The following is a 25,453-nucleotide window of genomic DNA, read 5'->3' on the forward strand; positions in this document are numbered from 1 at the left end:
CCCCCTGCAATTGCCCTGAGCTAACAACAATAAGGTGTCACATGGTATTACCGACACCAATTAGAATGAACCAAGCCAGTCCAGCACATCCCCCATATAGGGGGGAACTAAGATTTTTAGCAAAAAAAAAGCGGCAAGTTTTCACTGGCCGCTTTATTGACAATGTAAAACTATTAACGCAACGCTAATTGAATATTAAAGCAGGTTCCATGTTCATCATCAGAAGTGACTGCCATTTGGCCGCGATGATGATCGGTAATAATAAAATGCGAGTAAGACAAGCGCTGCTCCACCGGGAAGCTGGAGTTGTGTTCACTCAGCGCAAAGAAGGGCTGGAAAATATCCAGTTGTTCTTCTTCGGTTAAGCTCTTGCCGTTGTGTTCCAGTTTAATCCAGAGTGAATCATAAAACGTTCCTATCTCTATATTTATCCAAGGCTTGTTGTGTTCATCCCACAATTTAGCATTAAGCGCATAAAAGGCATTGCGCATCAAACGCACAAATACTTGTTCCAACTCAGTAGCAAAGCAGGGAATTTGCGGCAATGCGTCAGCATAGTTGCGGCGGATATTAATGTATTTAAAGGTGATGCCATTTACATCAGTAAACAAATCGCTCGCCAGTTCGATGGCACGATCCATAATCGGCGGAATTTCTGCGAGCTGTTTGCTGTCGCGATGCGCACGCGCCAGATCCAATAAATTGTGCGCAATCGCAGTAGCTTGTTGCGCACTTTGACGTACGGTTTCCACTTCCTGTAATAGAAATTGTTTTACCTCGCCCAACTCAGCAGCTTCAATTTCCTGACGCGCACTGGAAACGCGCGCAAAAATGGTATTAATCGGCAAGCTAATGTCGTAAGCCATCGCAGAAGCCAATTCCCCCATGGCCGATACTTTATCACGTTCTGCCAATTTATTTTCGGCGCTGACTAACTTGGTGACATCCGAAATCAAAATCACTATGCCGGTGTTTTGATTGTCGAGTGGATACAGCGTGATATCAAAGGTGTATTGACCGCGCTGGGTGTGTTTAAGGCTAGTGGTTTCTCCACTCGCCAATACCGCCTGCACCTGCTCTTTGGTAAGCGTGATCGCGGAATAAGCCTCCCACAAATTTTTACCAATCACATCCTGCAGCGGGCGTCCGGTAATTTCTTCAGCTTTTTTGTTCCACTGGGTAATGTGCAACTGCTGATTCAAGCCAATCAACATCACCGGCATAGAGTTAACAATGCTCGCGATATAAGCCTCGCGCTCTTGTAATTGCTCAGTAGTTTGCTGCAACACTGCAGTACGTTGGGCAACCCGCTGTTCCAGATTGACTTTGATATCAGTGAGCGCGCGGTTCCAACGCATGGCGCGGCGATGGGCGCGAAACAAAAACAGCAGCACAATTACCAAGGTAATAATTAAAACCCCCGCCGAGGTGTTGGCCACATACTGCCATTTGGTGCTGCCATCGGGCTCACGGAAGATGGCGAACATATCAGCGCGGGCGCCAAGACTGGTCATGGCCAGCGCACAAAAAAGCAGAAGTTGTCTCATGGGGAAAATCTCATAGCAGCCCGGGGGCAGTTCACTGTGTATGCAGTGTCGGGGAAATCCAGATCAGGAGCGTGATTTTACTCGATCCCCCCGCTAAAGAACCAGCTCCTCAGGCCGTATTGAGCTATACCGATTAACGCGAGATCCGGTTTAACTGCAGCGCGACAGTACCGCTGGGAGCTGACCTGTCTGCAACCTGGCATCGGGGATTAGCTCAAACACATTGCCTTTTTTGGTGGTCATACGCAGGGATTTTTTATACATCCAGGATTCGTCAATTAAACCATCACGTACCCGAAACAAGATGTGTGAACTAAATTCCAGGTAAGCGCCGGTCGCCGGTAATCCCATAAACTCTTCGTGGTGATAACCGCTAATGTGAAATCGCACCAGTACCTGAGAATCACTGGCGAGCAATTGTTCAATCGACCATTGGCGCTGTGCAAATACATCCACCAGATAATTGAAAAATCCCTGATATTCCGCCCGATTGGTGGGATCAAACTCTGGAAAACCCCAACAGTGAATCTGCGGGGCCAGCAGATTATCCAACTGGCTTTGAGGAGCCGAGAGGGCACCATTGAGGAATTGTTTGACCTGAGCGGCGAGGTGTTGGTGATGGTACATATTGACTCCTTCCCTTGTGGGGATTCTAGTGATGCGCAGCCGGTTTGGTAGCACCGACTGCAGTATGAAACCTTACTCCAAGGTAAGGTCAAACACCGGCAGATTATGTCAGTAGCCTTGCAATAAAATGTTGCAGTTTGTAGCTACCAGCGCTGACGGCTACGGACCAGACACTCATCTAAGCTGGTAATGATTAATACAAACTTTTGGTCGGGGTCCGCTTGGAAAGGGCCGGCGAATTCCGACCTGATGGAGCCACTATAGAGAGCCAATTATTTGCGTCGGTAGCAGATTCCTCGCCAGTCATTGCCTAAAACTCCAGACTCAAGGCCAATCGATTTAACCGCAACGGGCAAGTTATTACACTCTGTACCAACCGACAACGGCTATTTTTCGCTATTTAAAAGAGACGCCCGATGAACAGTGAAATGAATAACCTGTTAGCTGAATTGGCAATGCGTGCACGATGCGTGGCGCTGAATGAAGGCATGACGCCCACTGCCCTTGAATGCGTGCAATTGTTTCGCAGCGATCAACCCACGGCAATAACCCACAGTATTTATGAGCCGTCGGTATGCATCATCGCGCAAGGGCAAAAGCAAGCGCGCCTGGGCGACGAAACCTATATCTATAATCCCTCCCATTATCTGGTTGCATCGGTAGATTTGCCGGTGCGCGGCCAGGTAATCGAAGCTAGCGCGGAGCAACCCTACCTGTGTATCCGCTTGGGATTAAAGCCGCACAAAATCAGCGAGATGCTGGTCGAAAATCGCCAGCTGTTGCGCCCGGAAAAAACACTCAAGCGCGGGCTGTTTGTCAGCCAGGCCAATTACCAGTTGCTCGATGCGGTATTGCGCCTGCTGCGCTTGCTTGATACTCCGAAAGATTTGCCAATCCTTGCGCCGTTGGTGGAGCGGGAAATTCTTTATCGACTACTGCAAGACGAACAAGCCATCACCTTGCAACAAACTGCGCAAACCGACAGCCATGCCCAGCAAATTGCGCGGGTGATTAACGCGTTGAAGCGCGATTACCATAAAAACTGGCGAATTGAAGATCTGGCGCAACTGGCTTGCATGAGTAATTCAGCACTGCATGCACACTTCAAAACAATCACCAATATGACGCCTCTGCAATTCCAAAAACAATTGCGCCTGCAAGAAGCGCGACGCCTGTTATTCAGTGAGAATCTGGATGCGGCAACCGCCAGTCATCGCGTCGGCTACGAAAGCCCATCGCAATTTAATCGCGAATATCACCGCATGTTTGGTTTGCCGCCGGTGCGCGACCTCGCGCGTATCCGCAATGCAAACCCAGAATTATTGAATGCCTAGGCAAACAGCCAGTTGGTGTGAACATCGAGCCGTGCTCACGAGGAGATGAGGACTAGGGATAAATAGGATTGGAAGAATTGTCGGCCGCTACTGACAATAACTGCGCAGGGGGAATTACGTAGGCGATGGTTCCTCTCAGAAAAACATCGCCTCACCAGGAAATTAGTAACACGAACCGATTGGCGGACGCCAAATCACCACCGTAGAAGCCTTATTCATCGTTATTGTCTTGCACAGTGACGGGCAAGCGAAAAACTTATCCCTGGCCATTCCCAAAAACGGTTAGCGCCGTTCGCGGGTGGCTGCCTGGTTTGCCCCGGCAGTTTTCCAGTGAAGCTTAGCTCTTGCCATTACCCAAATTATTCGTCGTTATTGTGGGCGCTATTGTCGGCGAGATCCCTGCTCAAAACCTGAACCGATATCACAACTTTTTTGCATAAAAAATGAATTTTTAGAACTGTGACAAAGGTCGCGCCCCAAGCAAAACTTCATCAAACAAGTTCCTTTTACAATTTTTTGCGCTTTATTTAGCCTTGTAAATCGATAATGCCAAGCAGGTACAGGTTTTCTGCGGCGCCAATTCGCAAAATGGGATGCCATACCAACCTTGTCACACAAAGTTTTCCTGAAAAATCCTCTTCTGACGAATTAACAGCCACTACACTCAGCAATATCTATCAAGGAGCTTTACTCATGACTATGGACCCATTTATGCAAGCCGCAATTGAGGAAGCCAGGAAAGGGTTGGAAGAAGGCGGCATTCCTATTGGATCGGTATTAGTGATCGATGGCCGTATCGTCGGGCGCGGCCACAACCAGCGCATCCAGAAAGGTTCGTGTGTTTTGCATGCGGAAATGGATTGTCTGGAAAATGCCGGTCGGCTCAGCGCGCGCGATTACCAACGGGCGACACTCTACTCCACCCTATCGCCATGTGATATGTGCAGCGGCACCGTCCTGCTATACGGAATCCCCAAGGTGGTCGTCGGTGAAAACACCACTTTCCAGGGGCCGGAAGCCTATGTACGCAGCCGCGGAGTGACTCTGGAGATTCACAACAACGAAGAATGCCAACAACTAATGCGCGATTTTATTGCGCACAACCCCGAACTCTGGAATGAGGATATAGGTGAATAAGGTGCGTAAGTTGTCCACCTTACTTGTGGCAGGCATCACCAGCTTGCCTACGCACGCCATGGCTGCCGCCGATTACGGTTGGGTATACATCGGTGTAGGTGTTCTTAGCGGCCTGCTGCTGTTCGCGGCGGCTGCGCTGCATACCTATAGAGTTAATCGCAAATTACACAACATGGTGCGACTCATGCGCAGCGTGGATGTGCAACAGCGCAATCACAACCTGGTCCTCGCGCAAATCGCCGCCGACGATCCACTCAATGAAATCATGACCAGTCTGGTTCAAGGCGTTGAAAACCTGAATCCGGAACTGCGCTGCAGCATTTTATTAGTTGATCATGAACACCAGTGCTTTCATCTTGCTGCAGCGCCTAGCCTGCCGGGTTTTTATTGCGATGCGATTGACGGGCTCGCCTTTGATGGAACGCTCGCCGCATTTGGAGAAGCGGCAGTTACAGGGCAGCGCGCCATTACCACTGATATTCAAACACACCCCAATTGGTCCGGATTCCGGGAACTTGCTGCGCAAGCCAACCTCGCTTCCTGTTGGGCCGAACCAATTACCAATCACAACCAGCAAGTGCTGGGCGTATTTGTGATTTATAAAAACCGAATAGGCGCACCCGATGCCGAAGAAATCAAATTGATTGATGAATCTGCCTACCTCGCCGAAATTGCCATTGAACGCAAGTTATCGCTAGAAGCCTTGCGCAAAAGTGAAGAGCTGCATCGAATTATGGCGCAGCACGACAACCTCACAGGTTTACCCAATCGCGCACTGTTTGATGACCGTTTGCAACAAGCGCTCAGTTATTGCAAACGCCATGAGCGAGTGCTTGCGGTAATGCTACTGGATCTGGATAAGTTCAAGCCAGTCAATGATCGCCACGGCCATGCAATAGGCGATGAATTATTAAAACAAGTGGCGCAACGGTTACTGAGCTGCGTGCGCTCGTCGGATACGGTCGCGCGTATTGGTGGCGACGAGTTCGTGATTTTATTGCATCAAATTGACGATACCGCGCACGCCGCTATTGTGAGCGATAAAATCCAGCAAACACTTGGCAGTTTATTTTTTGTGGGTGACCAGCGGGTGCAAATTGGTTGCAGCATAGGCACTGCGTTTTATCCACAGGACGGCAAGGATGCACACGAGCTGACACAAATTGCCGATCAACGCATGTATCAACAAAAGCATCAAAATCCGATCAGCCTTTTTGTGCGAGGTTGATTAACAGCTGCGAGACTAATCAAAAGCTGCGCGTTGAAAGTAAATCCTATGCGGCACAAAGAAAAAAGGGCAACCCGAAGGGTTGCCCATTAAGCCGACTCATGAAGCAGTCGAAGAAGAAGGAAAGCTCACGTACAAACCAAAAACTATTACAACAATCTGTTAAAACAATAATTACGCTTGAACCTGCACCAGGCCGTCATCCAAACGCACCGGGAATACTGCAATTTTGTATTCCGGTTTTTCCAGGCACTCACCCGTACGCAGGTTGTAGTGCTCTTTATAAAGCGGCGATGCCACAACCACTTCATCACCTATTGAGCCAATAATTCCACGCGACAGGACATTGGCCTCACCAATAGGATCGTAGTTGGACACCGCAAAAACTTCGTTCAAACGACGTGAACGGAAAATCGCTACTTGCTGTTTATTCACCAGTGCACACACGCCGGTGTCAGGTAATAAATCACTTAATTCGCACACGCTGATCCAGGGTTTTTCGCTCATAATTTTTCTCACAAAAAATGTAATTCGTAGTTCTGCATCACTCCTCCCATTAAAAGGAGGTTAGGTGGGACTAAAAGCGAATCCCCCTAGCCCCCTTTTTCAAAGGGGGAAAACCCCTCCCTTTGAAAAAGGGAGGTTGGGAGGGATTGTTAATCCACCAATTCCACAAACTGGATATTGCTGTTTTGGCGCTCCAGTGCAGTCGCAGGGCGAATTTGTTCGCGCTCAACCACGTAAGCCAGGTTGTCATCCTTGGCTTCGCTGTTAATAAAGTGCTTGAAGCGTTTTTGTAACTCTTCATTTTCAACCGTGGTTTTCCACTCGCACTGGTATTGGCTGATGTTGTAATTCATTTGCTCTTCCAACTCTGCACACAGGCCGAGCTTGTCATCGATCACCACTTTCTTCAGGTAATCCAAACCGCCTTCCATGTTTTCCATCCACACAGAGGTACGTTGCAAACGATCAGCAGTGCGAATGTAGAACATCATTACGCGGTCGATATATTTAATCAGGGTGACATCATCCAGACCGGTCGCAAACAAATCGGCGTGACGTGGACGCATTCCGCCGTTACCACACACATACAAACTCCAACCAGTCTCAGTCGCAATCACACCAAAGTCTTTGGACTGCGCTTCCGCACATTCACGCGTACAACCGGAAACGGCAAATTTCATTTTGTGCGGTGAGCGAACACCTTTGTAGCGATTTTCCAAAATCACCGCCATGCCCACGGAATCCAATACACCGTAACGGCACCAGGTTGAGCCCACACAGGATTTCACCGTGCGCAATGATTTACCGTAAGCGTGCCCCGTTTCAAAACCGGCATCCACCAATTTTTTCCAGATGGCAGGCAATTGATGCAGCTGTGCACCGAACAAATCGATACGCTGGCCGCCGGTGATTTTGGTGTAGAGCTTGTACTCTTTTGCTACTTCACCCAGCACAATTAATTTCTCGGGAGTAATTTCACCACCGGCGATACGCGGCACAATTGAGTAGGTGCCGTCTTTTTGCATATTGCCGAGGAAAATATCGTTGGTGTCTTGCAGACCGATATGCTTTTTATCCAGAACATATTCGTTCCAGAAACCGGCGAGGATAGAAGCCACTGCTGGCTTACAAATATCGCAACCCAAACCGTGACCATGGGAATCCAACAAGTCATCAAAGGTTTTGATTTGCTTGATACGAACTATGTCAGCCAATTCCTGACGCGAGTGAGGGAAGTGTTCGCAAATATGGTTGCTAACTTCTACACCGAGCTTCAGCAGCTCTGAATCCATAACTTGTTTTGCCAAGGCCGAGCAACCGCCACATCCAGTCGATGCTTTGGTAACTGCTTTAATATCGCCCATGGTGCGCGCACCATCTTGCACTGCGCAGCAAATTGCACCTTTACTGACGTCGTAACAGGAGCACACACAGGCAGATTCCGGCAATGCATCCACACCGATTGCCGCACCGCCGCCTTCAACATTCGGCAGGATTAAACAATTAGGATCTTCCGGTAAATCCATACCGTTAACACACATGGATTGCAAGGTGCCGTAGGCATCTACATCGCCGACTAATACCGCTCCCAACAATTTTTTATTGTCAGCAGAAACAATAATGCGCTTGTAAACTTCTTCTACGTCGTTGCTGTAGGTGTAGCTGAGTGAACCGGGAGTGTTGCCGTGCGCATCACCAACAGATGCTACGTCAACACCGAGTAATTTCAACTTAGTGCTCATATCAGCACCCATAAATTGATCGCTACCACCGGTGATGTGTGACACAGCCACTTTTGCCATTTGATAACCGGGCGCCACCAAACCGTAAATACGATTATTCCACAGCGCACACTCACCAATCGCGTAAACGTCTTTAATCGTGGTTTGACAATTATTATCCACCACAATACCGCCGCGCTCGCCCACACCAATACCAAATTTACGTGCGAGTTCATCCTGCGGGCGAATACCGGCAGAGAACAAAATCATGTCGGTTTCCAAATGGCTGCCATCAGCAAAGTTCATGCGATAGCGCGCTTCAGTACCGGCAACAATTTCGTTAGTTGCTTTTTGGGTGTGTACTTTTACACCGATGGCTTCAATTTTGCGACGCAATAATTTACCGCCGCCTTCATCGAGCTGCACCGCCATTAACCGTGGAGCAAACTCCACGACGTGAGTTTCAAGGCCAGCTGCTTTTAATGCCGCTGCCGCTTCCAAACCTAACAAGCCACCGCCAACGACCACACCAATTTTACTTTGCTGTGCCGAAGCAGTAATGCGCTCCAAATCCTCAATGGTGCGGTACACCAAACAGTGTTCACCGTTGTTGCCAGGAATCGGTGGAACAAACGGAAATGAACCGGTAGCCAGAACTAACTTGTCGTAGCCTTCGCGACGGCCAGATGCGGTTACAATTTCTTTGTTATCCAAATCCAGATCGACGACTTTATCGCTCAGGATATATTGCACCGATTTTTCATCGTAGTAATCCGTGCTGGTCAGCATCAGATCGTCGGCGGTAGAGCCAGAGAAATATTTGGAAAGCTGGACGCGGTCATACGCGAGGCGCGGCTCTTCCGAGAAGGTAATTACCTGGTATTGATCCGCGTCAGCGTGGCTCACCAGGTTATCGATAAATTTATGGCCAACCATTCCGTTGCCAACAACAATAATGCGCTTCTTCATATACTGCCTCACGGTCGTAAGATTTTTTGTATTAACTAATAAGGTTTATTAAGCCAACAGATATTTGGTTTCGGCAGCATGCGCCTGTACTGTTGCTTGTAATTTTTCACGCATGCGCACCACTTCACCCACAATAATCAGTGCCGGTGATTGCACTTGCTCGCGGATGACATCCGCCGGAAATTCACTGAGCGAAGAAATAATATTGCGCTGATCGGCGCGGCAACCATTTTCGATAATGGCTACAGGAGTGTCGGCCGCCAAACCGCCTGCCAATAATTTGGAAGAAATTTCATCGGCGCGGGTCAGGCCCATGTAAAACACCAGCGTGTGTTTTAATTGCGCGAGCGCATCCCAATTCAGATCAAGACTTTTTTCCGCGTGACCGGTAACAAACGTACAGCCCTGAGACAAACCGCGATGGGTCAAGGGAATATCAGCGTAGGTGCTGCAGCCAGATGCAGAGGTAATACCGGGAATCACATCCGCTTCAATACCCGCGCTGCGCAATTCCAACAATTCCTCGCCGCCGCGACCAAACACAAACGGATCGCCGCCTTTTATACGGCAAACGTTTAAACCCAACTTCGCCTGGTTAACCAGCAATTGGTTTAAATCTTCCTGGGCGATGCTGTGTTTGTTTTTCGCCTTGCCCACGTAGAAAGAGGGAATATTTTTGGGGAAGAGCGCGCGAATCTCGGCACTCACCAGATAATCGTAAAAAATCACATCGGCAGAGTTAATCGCGCGCATGGCTTTTACCGTGAGCAACTCAGCATCACCCGGGCCAGCACCGACCAACCACACTTTTCCCGTGCGATTGCTTTTGCTGAAGTCATCGCCTCTTTTAGCCGAACCATCACCACCCACACGCGCTTTCAACATCGCTGAAGGAAGGATTTCTACATTAGCTTTAAGGAAATTGATCATGGCAACACCTGCATTTTGATTACACAGGGGTAACTGCAAGGCAAATGCCATAACGTAATTTTTGCTAAAAAATAATTTTTACCAATTTAAAATCAATAAGTTAGAAATAACTCCTCACCCCAAAACACCCACCAATCGAATTGCACGTCAGCCCCATCAAATCACATTGTGGTTTTTGTTGGTGCAAGACCGCACCAATTGATAGCAAAATTGAATTTTCAATTTTTGCTGAAATGCACCATTAAAAAACAAAGTAATGGTGCACCGCGCACCATATAAATACATTATTGGTTTTTTGTAGTGTTTTATTCCCAGCCATCACACCCGAAACCCGGAGAAACCTGCAAAAAAGCTCACTGATGCCGCTCGGTAAAGGTGTAAAATTTTAGGATTCACCACTTTGGAACACGCTTTTTGCAATCATCCGCCAACGACCAGGGATTTCTGGCCGCAGGCTTGCAAGGCTCTTTTACCGCCAGGGGAAAATACCTTGAGCCAACCCAATTGCAGGGTTAGAGTGCCACCTTCACAGAACCGTCTACTTATATATGCAACTGATCGATAGCTTTGGCCGCACCGTCAATTACGTTCGCCTGTCAGTGACTGACCGCTGCGACCTGCGCTGCGTTTACTGTATGGCCGAGGAAATGACTTTTTTGCCCCGCACCGAGGTGCTCAGTATTGAAGAGTTCGCCAGCCTAGGGAGGGCATTTGTCGATCTTGGGGTAACCAAGCTGCGCATCACCGGCGGCGAACCCCTGGTTAGACGCGGCATCATAGAGCTACTCCAAAACCTGGGCCAACTGCCCGGCCTGAAAGAGCTGTGCATGACCACCAACGGCACTCACCTGCCCCAGTATGCGCAGGCCATTCGCGACGCCGGAGTTAAACGCATCAATATCAGCCTGGACAGCATCAATCCGGATAGATTTCGCCAGCTAACGCGCTTTGGTGACCTGAATCAGGTGTTAGCCGGCATCAAAGCCGCACAGCAAGCCGGACTCAAGATCAAACTCAACTGCGTTGCCCTCAAACATTACAACGCCGACGAAGTTCCGGAACTGGTGAAATTCGCACTGGATGAAGATCTGGACATTAGTTTTATCGAAGAGATGCCGCTCGGCAAAATCAGTGAGCATGGGCGCGCGGCAGAATATGTCAGCAGCGACGAATTGCGCAGCCAATTAAGCCTCACGCACGAATTACAGCCCCAGGATAATTCGCAAGCCGATGCAGGTCCATCGCGCTACTGGCAAGTAGAAGGGTATAGCTCACGGATCGGATTTATCTCGCCCCATTCGCACAACTTCTGCGGCAGCTGTAACCGCGTGCGCGTCACAGCAACAGGTCGCCTGTTACTATGTCTGGGCAATGAACACAGCGTGGATTTACGCCAGCAACTACGCTCCGAACATTATTCGGAAGCCGCGCTGCGCGACGCAATTGTTAATGCCATGCATCACAAACCAGAAAAACATTATTTTGATTTAGATAACGAACCGCAAATCGTGCGGTTTATGAATATGACCGGGGGATAATCTCCGCCGCACGGAGAATATCAAGAGAGAAATTATGAGCGCCCAAAAAGAATTCGAACCACTCAATATTTGTGTCCTCACCGTATCCGACACGCGCAGTTTTGAAACCGACACCTCCGGCCAAAAGCTGCAAGATTTATTAACCGCGGCCGGCCACAAACTACATGATCGCAAATTGGTAACCGATGATATTTACCAAATTCGCGCCGTAGTTTCCAACTGGATTGTGGATACACACGCACAAGTGGTACTGATTACCGGCGGCACCGGCTTTGCCGGGCGCGATTCCACAGTAGAAGCAATGACGCCGCTCTTTGATAAAACCGTAGTAGGTTTTGGCGAGCTATTTCGTCAAGTGTCTTACGAAGAAATCGGAACCTCTACCATTCAATCGCGCGCGACGGCGGGCCTCGCCAATCGCACGCTGATTTTTTGTTTGCCCGGCTCTACCGGCGCATGCAACACCGCTTGGACAAAAATTATCGAAGCACAGTTGGACGCACGCAACCGACCCTGCAATTTTGTTGGCCAACTGAGCCTCTCATCGTAAGACGCTCGAGCGATGAACGAGAAAAATAAACATTGCGGCGCGCGCTTAAAAATTCAGGCGCGCCTAATGCTGGATAACGACATTGCCCTTGGCCCCGGTAAAATAGATTTGTTGGACGCGATATCGGCAACCGGCTCTATTTCTGCGGCGGGAAAACAAATGGGGATGAGTTATAGGCGCACCTGGATGTTGGTCGATACCATGAACCGCTGCTTTCAACAGCCCTTGGTTGAAACCGCCACCGGCGGCGCGCAAGGCGGAGGTACTCGGCTTACGGATTACGGCGTAGAGGTATTAAAACGCTACCGCCAGTTGCAGGCTGATATTCACGCACTTAGCGCCCAATACTTTCCTGAATTTAAACCACTGCTGCGCGATAAACCTGCCCCATCTGCCCGCTAATTAACCATCGGCATGCAAGGTGCCGTCGCGCACCACAAAGCGGTGTGAAGTTAAAAATTCCAACTCACTCAGGGCGTGAGTAACATAAATCATCGGGATTTTACATTCATCGTAAATACGTAAAAAGAAGGGCAATATTTGCTGCTTCAAGCGCTCATCCAGTGCCGACAGCGGCTCATCCAGAAGCAATAATTCCGGCGAATACAAAACCGCACGCCCCAATGCCACGCGTTGCTTTTCACCACCCGATAACTGTGCCGGCCTGCGCTCCAGTAAATGCCCAATTTCCAATAAATCTACAATTACATCCACGCCAAAGCGGCGCTGTTCCCGCGCAATATTGTTATAGCCATATACTAAATTATTGCGCACCGATAAATGGGGCAGTAACTGCCCATCTTGAAACATCAAACCAAGGTGCCGCTTATGGGGGGAACACAGGTGCGCACGCTTGCATCAAACAGTGTTTTCCCGTTCAAAATAATCCTGCCCTGTTGCGGCTTTACTAAACCAGCAATTAACGACAGCAGTGTACTTTTACCGCTGCCAGACGCACCCAGAATACCGTTGATAGGTGCAGAGAATTGTTGTTTTACCTGCAGCGAAAATTCATCGCGCCGAAACTGCAAATCCATTTCAAGCACGACGAACTCCCAGCCAGCGCTCAGCGCGATGCGTAAGAATATTGCTCAATAACAAGGAAAAAAAAGCGAGGGCAAGACAAATCAAAATCAACCGCAGCGCCATAGCATCGCCGTCCATTTGATGCGTTGCGGAGTAGATAGCCAAAGGCAGCGTGCGGGTTTCACCGGCAATATTGCCAACAAAGGTAATAGTCGCACCAAACTCTCCGAGCGAGCGACTAAACACCATAATTGATCCAATTAATATACCGGGCAACATTAGCGGCAAGGTGACTGTGTACCAGACCTTTATAGGGCTTGCCCCCAGAGTGCTCGCTGCTAATTCCAACCGACGATCAATCATTTGCACCGATAATTTCGCCGCTTGCACCATGAGCGGAAATGCAATCACGGCTGACGCCAGCACTGCGCCCTTCCAATTAAAGGCAAACTCAATATTGAAATGGGTTTTGAGCCACTGCCCCACCACCCCTTGGGAACCAAACACCACTAGCAGCAAATAACCCGGCACGGTAGGCGGTAATACCATTGGCATAAATAGCGCAGCTTCCAAGACCGGTTTGGCCATAAATTCCTTACGCGCCAATAACCAGCCAAAAAAAACGCCAGGCAATAAACACAGAAAGGTTGCGCACAAACCAACCTGTGCCGATAAAACCAGTACTTGCCATTCCGCGTCTGTGAGCATAAAGAAAATTATAACTTGCTATTGATTAATGAATAACGCCAAAACCGTAACGCGCAAACACGTCCAGCGCGGGCTTGGACTGCAAAAATTTCCAAAATTCCTGAGCGTCAGGAGCAGCATTTTTAGTTAACCCGCCCGGGTACACAATCGGCAAATGGCTTTCTGGTGGGAAGCTCGCTACTCGCGTTATTTTTTTGCTCAATTGGGCGTCGGTTTTATACACAATTCCCAAACTACATTCACCGCGCTCTACGAACGCCAGCGCAGTACGCACATCTTCTGTACCAACCAAGCGCGGCCTAATGGAATCCCACCAACCAAAATACTGTAAGGCCTGTTTTGCATATTTCCCAACGGGCACATGCGCAGGCTCCCCGGTGCATAATTTCCCGGTAAAGCGACTCGCCAGATTCGTATTTTTGTCCAGCGTAATTGCTGGTGTATGGTTTACAGGAGCAATCAGTACCAATTCATTGGTTAATAACTTCACTCGGGAGGCCGCGTCCAGCAGGTTTCGCGTTTGCAAATAATCCATCCACTCGTCGTCGGCGGAAATAAACAACTCTGCCGGCGCGCCATTTTCGATTTGCTTCGCCAAGGTGGATGAACCAGCAAAGGATGTTTTGATGTGCGTATCGGGATGCAGTTGCTGGTAGCGTTTAGCCAACTCGGTGAGCGCATCGGTCAAACTCGCCGCCGCGTATAGGTTCACCTCACCAGCCTGCACAAAACTCGCCATGACCACCGCACCGACAAGCAGACTTTTTTTCATCACTTCAATAATTGCTCGCACCGCCATTAATTCCTACTCAGAGTATTGAAAAGTCATTTCATGCCCGTTATATACCAGCATATATAATGACATTGGGGATCTCGCCACTCAAGATTTCATTAACTATTCCTGGCTATGCGCCCGATTTCCAAACCAGATACCGACAAACGCACCGTTGGTGACAGCCGAGACGGCAAAGATCGGATACGCCGAATTGAGTCTACCGCTCACTATTTAATCCCTCTCACTACTAGCCGAGTCTGGTGCAACGATATTTTCTGTTTGCACCACTACTATGCAATACGCGCTTTTCTTGCTTCATTCTGGTGATATTGAATTATTTTTTTGAACAGCTTCTCGAATTTTTTATTTTTTTTGTCATAAGAAGCAACAACTTTTAGTCATTTTGTAAAGAACTCGTAAATATCCTTTTGCTGGCAAGCATATTGCTAAACAGCTCCAGCCAGGCGCAAAGCTCCCCACATTTCTTTGCGGCTGGTTAATGTTTTAGCGAATAGCCTTACGTAGTTTGTTACACCTTCGAGCCAAGCGTCATGAATCAATTGTTATTGCACACGGCGGTACCTTCGTTACTCGCTGCTATGGATGCATTGACTCTGGAACCGGATTTTCAATTATTTTTTAAAAAGGCCGCGGCAGCGGTGCGCAATTTATTGGGCGCCGACGGAACCGCATTAATATTATTGGATGAAGACAGCCAGACCTTTGAATACAAATTATTTGAAGGCGAGCATCAACATTTATTAGATGCCTTTAAAGGTTTTCGCTTTTCGGCAACCCACGGTATTTCCAGCCGGGTACTGGCGAGCAAGACCAGCATTTTTACCCGCAATTACCCTGCCGCGCCCGACGCTATGCCACAGTTGGTCAGCGCCGGTTTGCAATCGAATCTGGTAATTCCGCTGGTTTCATCCGATAAGGTCTTGGGAGTACTTGCGTCCTCCTGGTTTAAACACACCAATTCCATTGCCAACATTTCGCCGCAGTTATTGACGCTAGCGGAGCGTATTGCGAGCCAGATTGCCGTCGCTTGTCACCGCGAAAAATTGGAAGCGCAACTGCGCTCACTGGTGACCGTTGATCCTCTGACCAAATTATTAAATCGCCGTGGCATTCTGGATTGCCTGGATAACAGTTTGGAAATGCTGCACCGGTACAATCGCCCATTTGCCTGTTTTTTTATTGACGTGGACGGATTGAAATCCGCCAATGATCACTGGGGCCACGAAACCGGAGATATATTATTGCGTGATCTCGCACAACGCTTATCTGATGTGGTTCGCAAGGGCGATCAAATCGGTCGGTTAGGCGGCGACGAATTTTTAATTATTGCCGAGTGCGATGAAGCTCATATCGATATTCTCGCCAGACGTTTTTTACAGGCGCTGCGTATCCCCTACGGTAGTGGACGCAAGCGCGGCAGGTTAAGTGGCAGCATTGGGGTGGTGATTGCACCGCACGACGGCGTCGATGAAATTAATTTATTGCGCAAAGCGGATGCCGCCATGTACGTCGCTAAAAGTGAAGGCGGCGATCGCTATCAACGCGCATCCATCAAGGCCGAATTGTCGCAGGACACGCAAATTTCAATTGTCGATGTGGAGGGTGCGCTGGAGCGCAATGAATTACAATTGTGGTATCAGCCCATTTGCCAACTCGACGATTTGCATCTGGTGGGTTTTGAAGCCCTGTTGCGCTGGTGCAAACCGGACGGCGAAATTGTCAGTGCCGGCCCATTGATTCAAGCCTTTGAGTCCGCGCGCGGCGATCTGGAATTTCGGGTAGGTAATTGGGTATTACGCGAAGCCGCACGGCAATGGTGTTTATGGCATAAGTACGCGATTACTCCAGACATTCACATTAATATTTCACCGCGCCACTTTTTGCATCCCACCTTTTTAAATGAACTGCAAAATATTTGCGCAGAGTTTAGCGATTTCGGCGATGCATTGATTATTGAGATTACCGAAACGGCGATGCTCGAAGACCTGGAGCGCGCCAAACGCATTATGTTGCGCTGCCGCGATTTGGGTGTGCGTATGGCAGTAGACGATTTTGGCACTGGCTACGCATCACTGACGTATATCAAACGCCTACCGCTGGATATTATTAAAATTGATCGCTCTTTTGTTGCGGAGTTACCGGGCAACAAAGTGGATTGGGACATTACCAAAGGGGTCGTCTCGATCGCACACGCGTTGGGCTTATCGGTCGTCGCAGAGGGTGCGGAAGAATTTGAGCAAATTGGCAGCCTGCGCGAATTGGGCTGCGATCAAGTACAAGGCTATTTTATTCATCGCCCCATGCCCTTTAATGATGCCAATGACTGGCTGGATAAAGCAGCAACCCAGGCGCTGGAAAAAAAATCCAACAACAAATCGCATCGCACTGTGAACACAGGCAATGTGCAACCGGTAAATCACTGGACATTAGCAGCGGCAACACGGGTGCAGCAGGAATATTTTGATCCGCGTTTTACGCTGTCAAATCACTGCCGCAACCGCTCTGCCTAGTGAAAAAACAATTAATAGTGTACCGGCAGGCGACGCAGCATCGCCTGGCGCGCACTGATTAATTCTTTGTAGGTTTGGATCATGGTGAAATTCACCTGATTGCCGTTGAGTTTTAACTCGGCAAGTTGACGTTCGTAATCGGAAATTTCGCGGATTAATTTATCGCGCATCAAATCGGAACGACTGGTATTGAAATCGGCTTTCAAATTTTTGTTTTGCTTTCTCATTAAAACACTCCCTAAGACCCTGTGACTGGAAATAGCAGCATTTCATATACTGCTTGTTGTTCAACGCTGGCTTTCATCTGCAACAGCGACATACCAACACACTGCTGTAATTGAAAGCCTAGACCAGATAATTCCGCTCAAGGTTCAGTCAAATTAGAATATTTTATTCTCGAAAGCTTATAACTTTGGTTATAAAACCAGCAGCTTTGCCGCCAGCTTGTTACGCAAAAATGTTATGAAGGCGGGATAAAAATGTGCGTCAGTTCCGCTTAGCTAACCAACTCTTCTAAGCCGAGCAGCCACTCCCAACAAAAACTTTTATCACCCAACGCATAAAAGTGCGGATTGAGGATGTCCTCACCCGCGTTATAACGCAGCGACACCAAATTGCGCGACTCGCCCGGCTCCGCACAAACCACTCGCCCACCTGCAGCCTCCAATACGGCTTGTGCCGCCGCCGTGTCCCATTCTGAGGTGGGCGCGAGGCGCGGATAAAAATCGGCTTTGCCTTCAGCAATCACACAAAACTTTAACGAGCTACCTGCGTTGGTTGTCTCAATTGGACCGGTCCAACGCGACTTTACGCTGTCCATTAAATCCACCGTCGCTTGAGTGCCATGGCGATGACTCAATAAAACGGTAAATGACTCATGGCCGGTATAACGCTCCCCCATACTGCGCACATGAATAGGCTCCGGATTACGCCCCTGCTGATATTTCCAGGCGCCCAGACTGGCGCTCTCTCGCGCGTCCAACACACCCAAATAGGTGATATCCGTCGCCGGCACATGCACCACGCCTAAAATTGGGCGATTGTGTTGCACCAAGGCGATATTCACCGTGAACTCACCATTACCGGCAATAAATTCCTTGGTGCCATCGAGCGGATCAACCAACCAGAAATTTTCCCAGAGTCCACGATCGGCAAAGTCGGGAACTTCCGCCTCTTCCGAAATAATTGGCAGTGCCAATATCTGCGGCAACTCGGCGGCAATCAGGTTATTGGCCGCCAAATCTGCCGCCGTGAGCGGGGATTCGTCCGTCTTGTGTTGAATGTTGTAAGAGTCGCGCTTGTCGTAGATCGCCATAATCGCATCCCCCGCGCGGCGAGCGAGCACAACCAATTGGGCAATCATGTCAGGGCTAATCGGGTGGGTCATAACAAATCCTTAGCTAGCAGCGGCCTCTAACAGGTTACCCGCGAGCCACTCGCGTGCCATAAAAAGTGCGGCAATGCTGCGGCCTTCACAGACATCGGCGCGGGCGATCAGCTGCATCAAGTCAGCCAATGGGTAGGGGACGACCTCGATCGGCTCTGGCTCATCGCCCTGCAACCGCTCAGGGTATAAGTCCCAGGCGATCACTATGTTGATCCCGTGCTCCATATAGGATGGGGACAGATTGATGCGCTTGAGAAATTTTAGCTGGCGCGCACCGTAGCCCACCTCTTCTTTTAGCTCACGATTGGCGGCATCCAGCAGGGTTTCCCCCTGGTCAATGGCACCTTTGGGCAGGGCCAGGTGGTAATCCTCCAATCCGACCGCATATTCACGCACCAAAAGCACCGTATCGGCATCGAGCAAGGGTACAATAAGCACCGCACCCGGCCCGCCGGAGCAGAGTTTTTCGTAGGTGCGCTCTTCGCCGTTGCTGAAACGCAGGTGGATTTCGTCGGCGCGAAACAGCCGGCTGCGCGCCACTGTCGCGCGCTTTAAAATACTGGGCTTAACAGGCATAGGTTGTCTTTAGGCTGATAAATCGTGGTAGAGATGATTTTATGATTAATTGGGACTCAATAGATACAGTCATGTTGGATATGGACGGCACTTTGCTGGATCTCCATTTCGACAACTATTTCTGGCTGGATCACCTGCCCCAACGCTATGCGCAGATTCACAATGTCGATTTAGCCACCGCACAGCAAAAACTCAGCGGTGAAATTCGCCAATACGAGGGCACCTTGCAATGGTACTGCCTGGAGTTTTGGTCCAACGCGCTGAATGTGGATATTCGCAGCCTGAAAGAAGAGGTTAAACACAAAATCCAGATTCGCCCTTATGTGGGTGAATTTTTAACGCGCCTGCGCCAGCAGGGCAAAAAAGTATTGTTGGTGACCAACGCGCACCCACAAAGTCTGTCATTAAAACTGGAAGTCACACAAATCGATCAATGGTTGGATGTGATTGTATCCTCGCATCAATTTAGCGAGCCCAAGGAATCACAAAAATTCTGGCAGCAGTTACAAGAAGCCGAACATTTTGACCCGGCGCGCACCTTATTTATTGATGACACCGCGCGTATTCTGGATTCGGCGCAGCAATACGGTATTCGCTATGTATTGGGCATTCACCAACCCGACAGCCAGATCCAGCGCCGCATGGAACAACACCCGGCAATTTACCATTTCGATGAAATTATGCCGCCCTTGACCAATGAAGTAACCGCCCATGGCTAAGCAACAAAACAAACAACCGCAGGATGAAGACGATGACGACAAGGTTCGCATCGACAAATGGTTGTGGGCCGCGCGTTTTTTTAAAACCCGCAACCTCGCCAAAGAGGCCATCGATGGCGGAAAAGTGCATTGCGATGGTCAGCGTGTAAAGCCGAGCAAAGAAGCCATCGTCGGCCTGGAATTAACCATTCGCCAAAACTGGGATGAAAAAACCGTCATCATCAAAGCGCTCTCTGACCAGCGCCGCGGCGCACCGGAAGCGGCATTGTTGTACGAAGAAACTGAACCCAGCAAAGAGCTGCGCGAAAAACGCGCGGCAGAACGCAAAGCTGGATTGGGCGCGTTTATTATTAGCGACCACCGCCCCAACAAAAAAGAACGCCGGCAGATTCACCGTTTCCAGCGCATTAATATACTGGGGGAAGAGGATTAATTTTTAAGGAGGAAGTCATGGATGCAAGTAAAGTGTTGATCTTAAGTTTGTTTGCCGTTGCAATGAATTGCAGCGCGGAGGTTTATCGGTGGGTCGATAAAAATGGCAAAGTGCATTTCACTGATCGCAAGCCAGCAGCTGATGCTGAAAACATCACTGAAAATGTAAAGTCACAAAATATCGATACCAGTAGCAGCGAGTTACAAAAATTAACTTCCATGCGCGAGCAGGAAGAAAAAGAGAAGCAGGAAAAAACACAACAAGAGCAAAAAGCACAACAAGAGCGCAAGGAACAACTAACAGAGCTGAACCGCCCTGTCTGCGAAAAGGCCAAAATACGCCTGAAAAAAATCAGCGGACATATAGTTTTTACCGACGAACAAGGCAGAGCCGTCACCGTAACGGAAAAAGAACGCCAGCAAATGGTTGCTGACCTCAAGCAAGAAATTCAAGAATATTGTAGTGAGTAGTTTATTTTTAAAGGTTTTTTATGCCCAGTAATGATTTGCTCCACCGTTTTTTATTTGATGACTGCGATGTTCGCGGTGAAATTGTCACGCTCAGTAATAGCTATAGCGAAGTGCTAAGCCATAACCCCCATGTACCGGCCATTCGCCGCTTACTGGGTGAATTCCTTGCGGCTGTGGGCTTGCTGTCCAGCACGCTAAAATTTGACGGGCGGATAATTCTGCAGGCGCGCGGTGATGGCCCCATCTCCACGATCATGGCAGAGTGCAATCATCACAACAGTTTGCGCGGTATAGTACGTATTAACGAAGATATTGAACTAACAGAGGAAATTGCCGCGCACGGCAATATGCAACAATTGCTCGGCAACGGCGTGCTCGTGATCAGCGTCGAACCACAGCGCAGCGAAAATTTTGAAGGCAAGTTGGAACGCCATCAGGGCATAGTCCCTATGGATGCCGAGAGCCTTGCCGGTTGCCTTGAACATTATTTCCAGCAATCGGAACAACTGGCCACGCGCTTATGGTTCGCGGCCGATGACAATTCCGCCACTGGTTTTTTAATTCAAGCACTGCCACAGCAATTAAATACCAACCCGGATGATAACCGCGATAAATGGGAAACGATCATTACCCTCGCGGAAACTATCACTCGCGAAGAATTGTTGGAGCTGGATCACCCCACTGTGCTCTACCGTTTATTCAACGAGCAACCCGTGCGTATCTTTGACCCTAAAAAATTGCACTTCGCGTGCAGCTGTTCCAAAGAGCGCTGCGCCAGTGCGTTGTTGACTATCGGTATTGAGGAAGTCGAAGAATTGCTAATCGAGAAAGGTCATATCGATATCGACTGCCAATTCTGTAATCAGCACTATCATTTTGCCGCCGATGAAGTACGCAAACTACTGGGTGGGAATGTGTTGCATTAATCATCCTCTCCGTCCCTTAACAGGCGGAGAGGTCACTTAACTGGCTGATGTATATATCGCACTAATATTCAACCCACCGGTTAATATCAATCCAATAATAAACAACCTGAATGACTGCCAAAAACCAATTCGTTTAAAGCCGAAAAGCTCAGACAATGTCATATTCCAAAACAACATCAAAATTATTGTAACGACAGCTAACGAAATAGTTAACCAAAACATCATTTCCAGAAAATGCATAATAAATTCCTTTTCCTATAAAGGCCGAAGCATTTCCTCGTAGAACTTAATTACTGAATCAGGAACACTGTTATCAAATTCACCAAGCTCTTGCGCATTTCTTGCTTTCTGAATCTCATCATAGATTTTTTTCGCATTTTCTTGAACTGCGTCTTTATCTTGTTGATTTATCTCATGTGAATAGCGCTTTAACAGGTTCTCACCGCGAACAATGCTACCCCACCAATCCCCTCTTAATTGCGCTGCATCATAATAAGATAACGCCTCAATTATTTTTGCTTTCCTGTCATCGACGTTCATACTGTCCAAATTCTCAGCCTCATTGATGGCTCCCATTCGGATCAGCGCCTCTGTAGACCCCAAAACAGCCGCCTTATGCAACACGCTTTCGAAGTCATTAATATTTTTTGCTCTATCTGCCAGAACATGCAACGCCCTTAAATCTCCATTTTCACCGAGCTTTATTAATACATTATCTTCATATGTTGCATAGTCACTTAATTGCTCATCTCCCATAAAGCTAAAATTACCGCGCTGAGCAAACCAATCTTTAATTTCAGCTGCATCAGCAGGATTTCCCATTGGGTTCAAAATTTCTTTTTTGTTGTTACTGGTCTGCTTTATATTTTTCACTGCATCCGACAGTACAACGTCACTTTGTTGTAAATTCAGTGATTCCCTTTGATCGGCCTGCATATCGCCCACACTTTTAAATAAGCTTGTATAGCAATATAAGCATGCAGCCACCAAAAAAATGGCGCCAGCAACTACTTTTGTAATTTTTTTAAAATGCAAACCATTCACAATGTCATACCACTTTTAAAAAGAGCTGCATTTCACATGCTGCTCCTGTTCAATTTTTTCAGGTGTTTTTGGCACTAGTGATGGAGACGGAAAGAAGGGAAGGACTCTCCCCTCCATGATAGAATAAATTTTATAAAGGTCTTAACATTTCCTCGTAAAACTTCATTACTTCATCTGGTACTGTATTGTCAAAATCACCCAAACCCAAGTCGGTTCGTTGCCTCTGAAGCTCATCGTAAATTTCCTTGGCTCTATTCCTAATGCGAGCCATATCATGTTCATCAGGCTGATATGAATACCTTCTTTTTAGTGAACCTCCATCATTAATACTGCCCCACCAATCACCACGAAGTGTTGCAGCCTCATAATGAGCAAGCGCCTCTACAATAAAAGCATTTCTCTGATCATCAGGTAACTGATCAATATTTTGCCACGACTCAATAGACGAACCAATTTGCGAAATAGCAGCCGTAGAACCAAAAATGGCCGCACGATATAAAATAGAGTTTGCTCCCTCTATGGTCTCAGCTCTATTAGCTAACTCATGCATCGCACGAATATCACCGGAGTCGCTGAGCTTTTTCAGTGTTTCAAGATCATAGTTTTGAATATCCCTTTTTTCATCTGGCCCATAAAAACTGTAATTGCCTCTAGCAGAAAACCAGGACATAATTTTTGCCTTCGACGCCTCGTCCCCCATGGGACTCCAAGTTTGCGCCTTAGCAGCCTCATGATTTGTCTCTTTACCAATTTCTTCATTTTCCAATATTACGGTTTCAGTTGCTGTTATTCTTTTTGCTGGTTCAATAAGTTCTGTTAAATCTGAAGAACCACCTAATGGCAATAACGGTTTATAGAAGAGCCAAATGACAAAAGCAATTATCAAACAAGCTCCAATGAACAACAAAGAAAATAATTTCATCCCCGGATTTTTATCATCTGAATTAACCATCACAACCTCCATTTTCATTGAAAAACGGGCAAGATTTACCTGCCCGTTAATATGATTTAATGCACATCGGAGCACTGTTTTACCAATGCTGACACATACTTATCTCCACTAGCAGCACATGCGCGAATAGTGTCATCCATAGCGAGTTCAGCATTAGCTCTACATGTGGGACCAGGCTCCACAGTGATCCCTACCGCCAACTTCGGACAGTTAACTAACATACATTTTTTGCCTCAAAGCGCTCGGGGCTAACAAAGCCAATAGCGCTGTGACGGCGGTAGCGATTGTAATCCACTTCGATATATTCAAAAATAGACTCGCGCGTGTGCTTTCCATCTAGCAATGGCTCGCCGTGAACCAGCTCAACCTTAAGTGAATGAAAGAAGCTTTCCGCACACGCATTGTCCCAGCAATCACCCTTGCGACTCATACTCTGTATTAGCGAATATTTTTCCAGTAAATCCCTAAACGCATGCGATACATATTGGCTGCCACGGTCACTGTGAACAATAACGCTTTTTGGGAATTTTCGTCGCCACAACGCCATCATCAATGAATCACAAACCAATTGCGCATCAATATGTTTGCTCATCGACCAACCAACAACTTTTCGAGAATATAAATCAATCATCACGGCCAGATACAACCAACCTTCTGTAGTTTGAATATAAGTAATATCGGTCACCCATTTTTCATTAGGTTGTTGCGCAGAAAAATCTCTAGCCAACAGGTTGGGCGCAACAGGTAGTGTATGATTGCTGTCCGTAGTCACCTTGAACAGCTTGGCCGCTTTTGCAATTAACCCCTGCCGTTTCAGGCTTTTCCGAATGGTTTTTATGTCGAGCGGATTATCTTGCTCCGCCAAATCATAAAAAATCCGATCCGCGCCATACCGGCCTTTTCCAGCCTCAAATGCTGCCTTTACCAACGCATCAATCGCTTCTCTTTGCTGCATGCGCCAACTAACCATTTCACGATTATCAAGCCAGCTGTAATACCCACTTCGCGAAACCAACAGAACGCGCGCCATCATCGCGATTGAATATAGCGCGCTATTTGTCAGCATAAATTCGTAGCGTTTTATTTTTGATGCTTCGCGAAGTAGGTAGCCGCCTTTTTTAGGATTTCAAGCTCCTCTGCTTGCTCGGCGAGCTGACGCTTGAGGCGTGCATTTTCAGCGGCGAGGAGCGATTCTCTTTCAACATCAGTACGGCTATTGTTGAGTGCGCTACGCCAACTGTAAATTTGACTGGCATATATGCCCAGTTTTTCGGCGGCTTCCGCTACGCTCAATCGTTCGGCCAGTTTAATGGCCTCACTTTTGAACTCGGCTGTATACTTCTTATTCTCTTTTGGGGTTGGTTTCTTGCTCATGGATCACCTCTGGAGTAAGTTTACTCAGTTTCTAAGGTGTCCGATATTCGCGGAGGGGATCACAGTTTGTGAATACTGAAAGCCAAAAATATCTTTAAATCCAGAACTAACACTCCAAGTTTGCGATGTAGTTAGAGGGCATTTAGTACCTACAAAATAACTAAAATATCCTCTCGCAGTATCTTGGCATTGTTTTACAGCAGTATTTATTTGCCCTGGATACTCCTTGCAAAATTTCACATGCTGTTCCCTCTCAATTTCTTCCGGCGTTTTCACTACCGAAGGCGGAGGAGATGATGGAGGTATTGACGATGGCGGAGGCGTAGATGGAGGCGGTGAGGAAGGAGCATCAGGAACCCAAGTGCAACTTTGAGACGGTTTACAAACTCTTTCCCAGTAATACACTCTATCGATCATTGCACATGACTCATATTGTTGACACAC

General features: G+C 48.0%; 26 protein-coding genes. 11 read left to right on the forward strand and 15 right to left on the reverse strand.

The genetic code is table 11. The annotated features are described in order from the left end of the window. Positions 1-173: 173 nt before the first annotated feature. Both D0C16_RS14655 and D0C16_RS14660 read right to left on the reverse strand, forming a co-directional pair. Complete coding sequence (locus tag D0C16_RS14655) at positions 174-1,547, reverse strand: PAS domain-containing sensor histidine kinase (protein ID WP_151033042.1); 1,374 nt, start codon at positions 1,545-1,547, stop codon at positions 174-176. A gap of 150 nt (positions 1,548-1,697) precedes the next feature. After that, complete coding sequence (locus D0C16_RS14660) at positions 1,698-2,174, reverse strand: ester cyclase (protein ID WP_151033043.1); 477 nt, start codon at positions 2,172-2,174, stop codon at positions 1,698-1,700. Between the two features lie 428 nt (positions 2,175-2,602). Between D0C16_RS14660 and D0C16_RS14665 the strand changes: the two genes are divergently transcribed. From D0C16_RS14665 to D0C16_RS14675, 3 genes are all read left to right on the forward strand, one after another. Next, positions 2,603-3,508 (forward strand): AraC family transcriptional regulator, encoded by a 906-nt coding sequence (locus tag D0C16_RS14665; RefSeq protein WP_225318691.1) that lies wholly within the window; start codon positions 2,603-2,605, stop codon positions 3,506-3,508. A gap of 693 nt (positions 3,509-4,201) precedes the next feature. Beyond that, the gene (locus D0C16_RS14670) at positions 4,202-4,645 is read left to right on the forward strand and encodes a nucleoside deaminase (protein ID WP_225318692.1); all 444 of its coding nucleotides are present in this window, start codon (positions 4,202-4,204) and stop codon (positions 4,643-4,645) included. Position 4,646: 1 nt separating this feature from the next. Then, on the forward strand, positions 4,647-5,873 hold the full coding sequence (locus tag D0C16_RS14675) for a sensor domain-containing diguanylate cyclase (RefSeq protein WP_151033045.1): 1,227 nt from the start codon (positions 4,647-4,649) through the stop codon (positions 5,871-5,873). Positions 5,874-6,047: 174 nt separating this feature from the next. On the opposite strand, the gene nirD is transcribed toward D0C16_RS14675, so the two are convergent. From nirD to cobA, 3 genes are all read right to left on the reverse strand, one after another. Further along, positions 6,048-6,380, reverse strand: coding sequence for a nitrite reductase small subunit NirD (gene nirD, locus D0C16_RS14680; protein ID WP_151033046.1), 333 nt, complete (start codon positions 6,378-6,380; stop codon positions 6,048-6,050). A 149-nt stretch (positions 6,381-6,529) separates the two neighbouring features. Then, complete coding sequence (gene nirB / locus D0C16_RS14685) at positions 6,530-9,070, reverse strand: nitrite reductase large subunit NirB (protein WP_151033047.1); 2,541 nt, start codon at positions 9,068-9,070, stop codon at positions 6,530-6,532. Positions 9,071-9,118: 48 nt separating this feature from the next. Next, positions 9,119-10,000 carry a uroporphyrinogen-III C-methyltransferase gene (cobA, locus tag D0C16_RS14690; protein ID WP_151033048.1) on the reverse strand — a complete coding sequence of 294 codons (882 nt, stop codon included), beginning with the start codon at positions 9,998-10,000 and terminating at the stop codon, positions 9,119-9,121. 548 nt (positions 10,001-10,548) lie between these two features. On the opposite strand from cobA, the gene moaA reads away from it, so the two are divergent. From moaA to D0C16_RS14705, 3 genes are read left to right on the forward strand one after another with little or no spacing between them, the layout of a single operon-like run. Continuing rightward, positions 10,549-11,538 carry a GTP 3',8-cyclase MoaA gene (gene moaA / locus D0C16_RS14695; protein ID WP_151033049.1) on the forward strand — a complete coding sequence of 330 codons (990 nt, stop codon included), beginning with the start codon at positions 10,549-10,551 and terminating at the stop codon, positions 11,536-11,538. A gap of 34 nt (positions 11,539-11,572) precedes the next feature. Continuing rightward, entirely contained in the window at positions 11,573-12,088 is a 516-nt protein-coding gene (moaB, locus tag D0C16_RS14700; protein WP_151033050.1) for a molybdenum cofactor biosynthesis protein B, read from the forward strand. Positions 12,089-12,100: 12 nt separating this feature from the next. Continuing rightward, positions 12,101-12,490, forward strand: coding sequence for a winged helix-turn-helix domain-containing protein (locus tag D0C16_RS14705; protein WP_151033051.1), 390 nt, complete (start codon positions 12,101-12,103; stop codon positions 12,488-12,490). On the opposite strand, the gene D0C16_RS24635 is transcribed toward D0C16_RS14705, so the two are convergent. The 4 genes from D0C16_RS24635 to modA are packed head-to-tail and all read right to left on the reverse strand — an operon-like array spanning position 12,491 to position 14,615. After that, positions 12,491-12,898, reverse strand: coding sequence for an ATP-binding cassette domain-containing protein (locus D0C16_RS24635; RefSeq protein ID WP_255482107.1), 408 nt, complete (start codon positions 12,896-12,898; stop codon positions 12,491-12,493). Further along, positions 12,898-13,125 carry an ATP-binding cassette domain-containing protein gene (locus D0C16_RS24640; RefSeq protein WP_370458223.1) on the reverse strand — a complete coding sequence of 76 codons (228 nt, stop codon included), beginning with the start codon at positions 13,123-13,125 and terminating at the stop codon, positions 12,898-12,900. Before D0C16_RS24640 ends, D0C16_RS24635 begins: the two co-directional genes overlap by 1 nt. Position 13,126: 1 nt before the next feature. After that, positions 13,127-13,822, reverse strand: a complete 696-nt coding sequence (modB, locus tag D0C16_RS14715; RefSeq protein WP_151033052.1) for a molybdate ABC transporter permease subunit — start codon at positions 13,820-13,822, stop codon at positions 13,127-13,129. A 25-nt stretch (positions 13,823-13,847) separates the two neighbouring features. Continuing rightward, positions 13,848-14,615 (reverse strand): molybdate ABC transporter substrate-binding protein, encoded by a 768-nt coding sequence (gene modA, locus D0C16_RS14720; protein WP_225318693.1) that lies wholly within the window; start codon positions 14,613-14,615, stop codon positions 13,848-13,850. A 533-nt stretch (positions 14,616-15,148) separates the two neighbouring features. On the opposite strand from modA, the gene D0C16_RS14725 reads away from it, so the two are divergent. Beyond that, positions 15,149-17,128, forward strand: coding sequence for an EAL domain-containing protein (locus D0C16_RS14725; protein WP_151033054.1), 1,980 nt, complete (start codon positions 15,149-15,151; stop codon positions 17,126-17,128). An 11-nt stretch (positions 17,129-17,139) separates the two neighbouring features. Here the strand turns inward: D0C16_RS14725 and D0C16_RS14730 are convergent, their stop codons facing one another. The 3 genes from D0C16_RS14730 to nudE all read right to left on the reverse strand — a co-directional run bounded on the left by D0C16_RS14730 (position 17,140) and on the right by nudE (position 19,091). Further along, on the reverse strand, positions 17,140-17,355 hold the full coding sequence (locus D0C16_RS14730) for a hypothetical protein (RefSeq protein ID WP_151033055.1): 216 nt from the start codon (positions 17,353-17,355) through the stop codon (positions 17,140-17,142). A 269-nt stretch (positions 17,356-17,624) separates the two neighbouring features. Beyond that, positions 17,625-18,515, reverse strand: coding sequence for a 3'(2'),5'-bisphosphate nucleotidase CysQ (gene cysQ, locus D0C16_RS14735; protein ID WP_151033056.1), 891 nt, complete (start codon positions 18,513-18,515; stop codon positions 17,625-17,627). Between the two features lie 9 nt (positions 18,516-18,524). After that, positions 18,525-19,091, reverse strand: coding sequence for an ADP compounds hydrolase NudE (nudE, locus tag D0C16_RS14740; protein ID WP_151033057.1), 567 nt, complete (start codon positions 19,089-19,091; stop codon positions 18,525-18,527). A gap of 41 nt (positions 19,092-19,132) precedes the next feature. Between nudE and yrfG the strand changes: the two genes are divergently transcribed. The 4 genes from yrfG to hslO are packed head-to-tail and all read left to right on the forward strand — an operon-like array spanning position 19,133 to position 21,639. Continuing rightward, positions 19,133-19,810, forward strand: coding sequence for a GMP/IMP nucleotidase (gene yrfG / locus D0C16_RS14745; protein ID WP_151033058.1), 678 nt, complete (start codon positions 19,133-19,135; stop codon positions 19,808-19,810). Next, positions 19,803-20,243 carry a ribosome-associated heat shock protein Hsp15 gene (gene hslR / locus D0C16_RS14750; RefSeq protein WP_151033059.1) on the forward strand — a complete coding sequence of 147 codons (441 nt, stop codon included), beginning with the start codon at positions 19,803-19,805 and terminating at the stop codon, positions 20,241-20,243. Before yrfG ends, hslR begins: the two co-directional genes overlap by 8 nt. 17 nt (positions 20,244-20,260) lie before the next feature. Further along, on the forward strand, positions 20,261-20,713 hold the full coding sequence (locus D0C16_RS14755) for a DUF4124 domain-containing protein (protein ID WP_151033060.1): 453 nt from the start codon (positions 20,261-20,263) through the stop codon (positions 20,711-20,713). Positions 20,714-20,733: 20 nt separating this feature from the next. Beyond that, positions 20,734-21,639, forward strand: coding sequence for an Hsp33 family molecular chaperone HslO (hslO, locus tag D0C16_RS14760; protein ID WP_151033061.1), 906 nt, complete (start codon positions 20,734-20,736; stop codon positions 21,637-21,639). A 255-nt stretch (positions 21,640-21,894) separates the two neighbouring features. Here the strand turns inward: hslO and D0C16_RS14770 are convergent, their stop codons facing one another. The 3 genes from D0C16_RS14770 to D0C16_RS14780 form a co-directional block, all read right to left on the reverse strand. Beyond that, on the reverse strand, positions 21,895-22,683 hold the full coding sequence (locus D0C16_RS14770; protein ID WP_151033063.1) for a hypothetical protein: 789 nt from the start codon (positions 22,681-22,683) through the stop codon (positions 21,895-21,897). 130 nt (positions 22,684-22,813) lie between these two features. Continuing rightward, positions 22,814-23,635 (reverse strand): hypothetical protein, encoded by an 822-nt coding sequence (locus tag D0C16_RS14775; protein ID WP_151033064.1) that lies wholly within the window; start codon positions 23,633-23,635, stop codon positions 22,814-22,816. Between the two features lie 214 nt (positions 23,636-23,849). Then, a protein-coding gene (locus tag D0C16_RS14780; protein ID WP_225318661.1) for an IS3 family transposase occupies positions 23,850-25,009 on the reverse strand; the annotation gives its coding sequence in 2 pieces (ribosomal slippage) (positions 23,850-24,754 and positions 24,754-25,009; 1,161 coding nt in all). Between the last annotated feature and the right edge of the window lie 444 nt (positions 25,010-25,453).

The organism is Cellvibrio sp. KY-GH-1 (genome assembly GCF_008806975.1).
In the GTDB taxonomy this organism is placed as follows: Bacteria; Pseudomonadota; Gammaproteobacteria; order Pseudomonadales; family Cellvibrionaceae; genus Cellvibrio.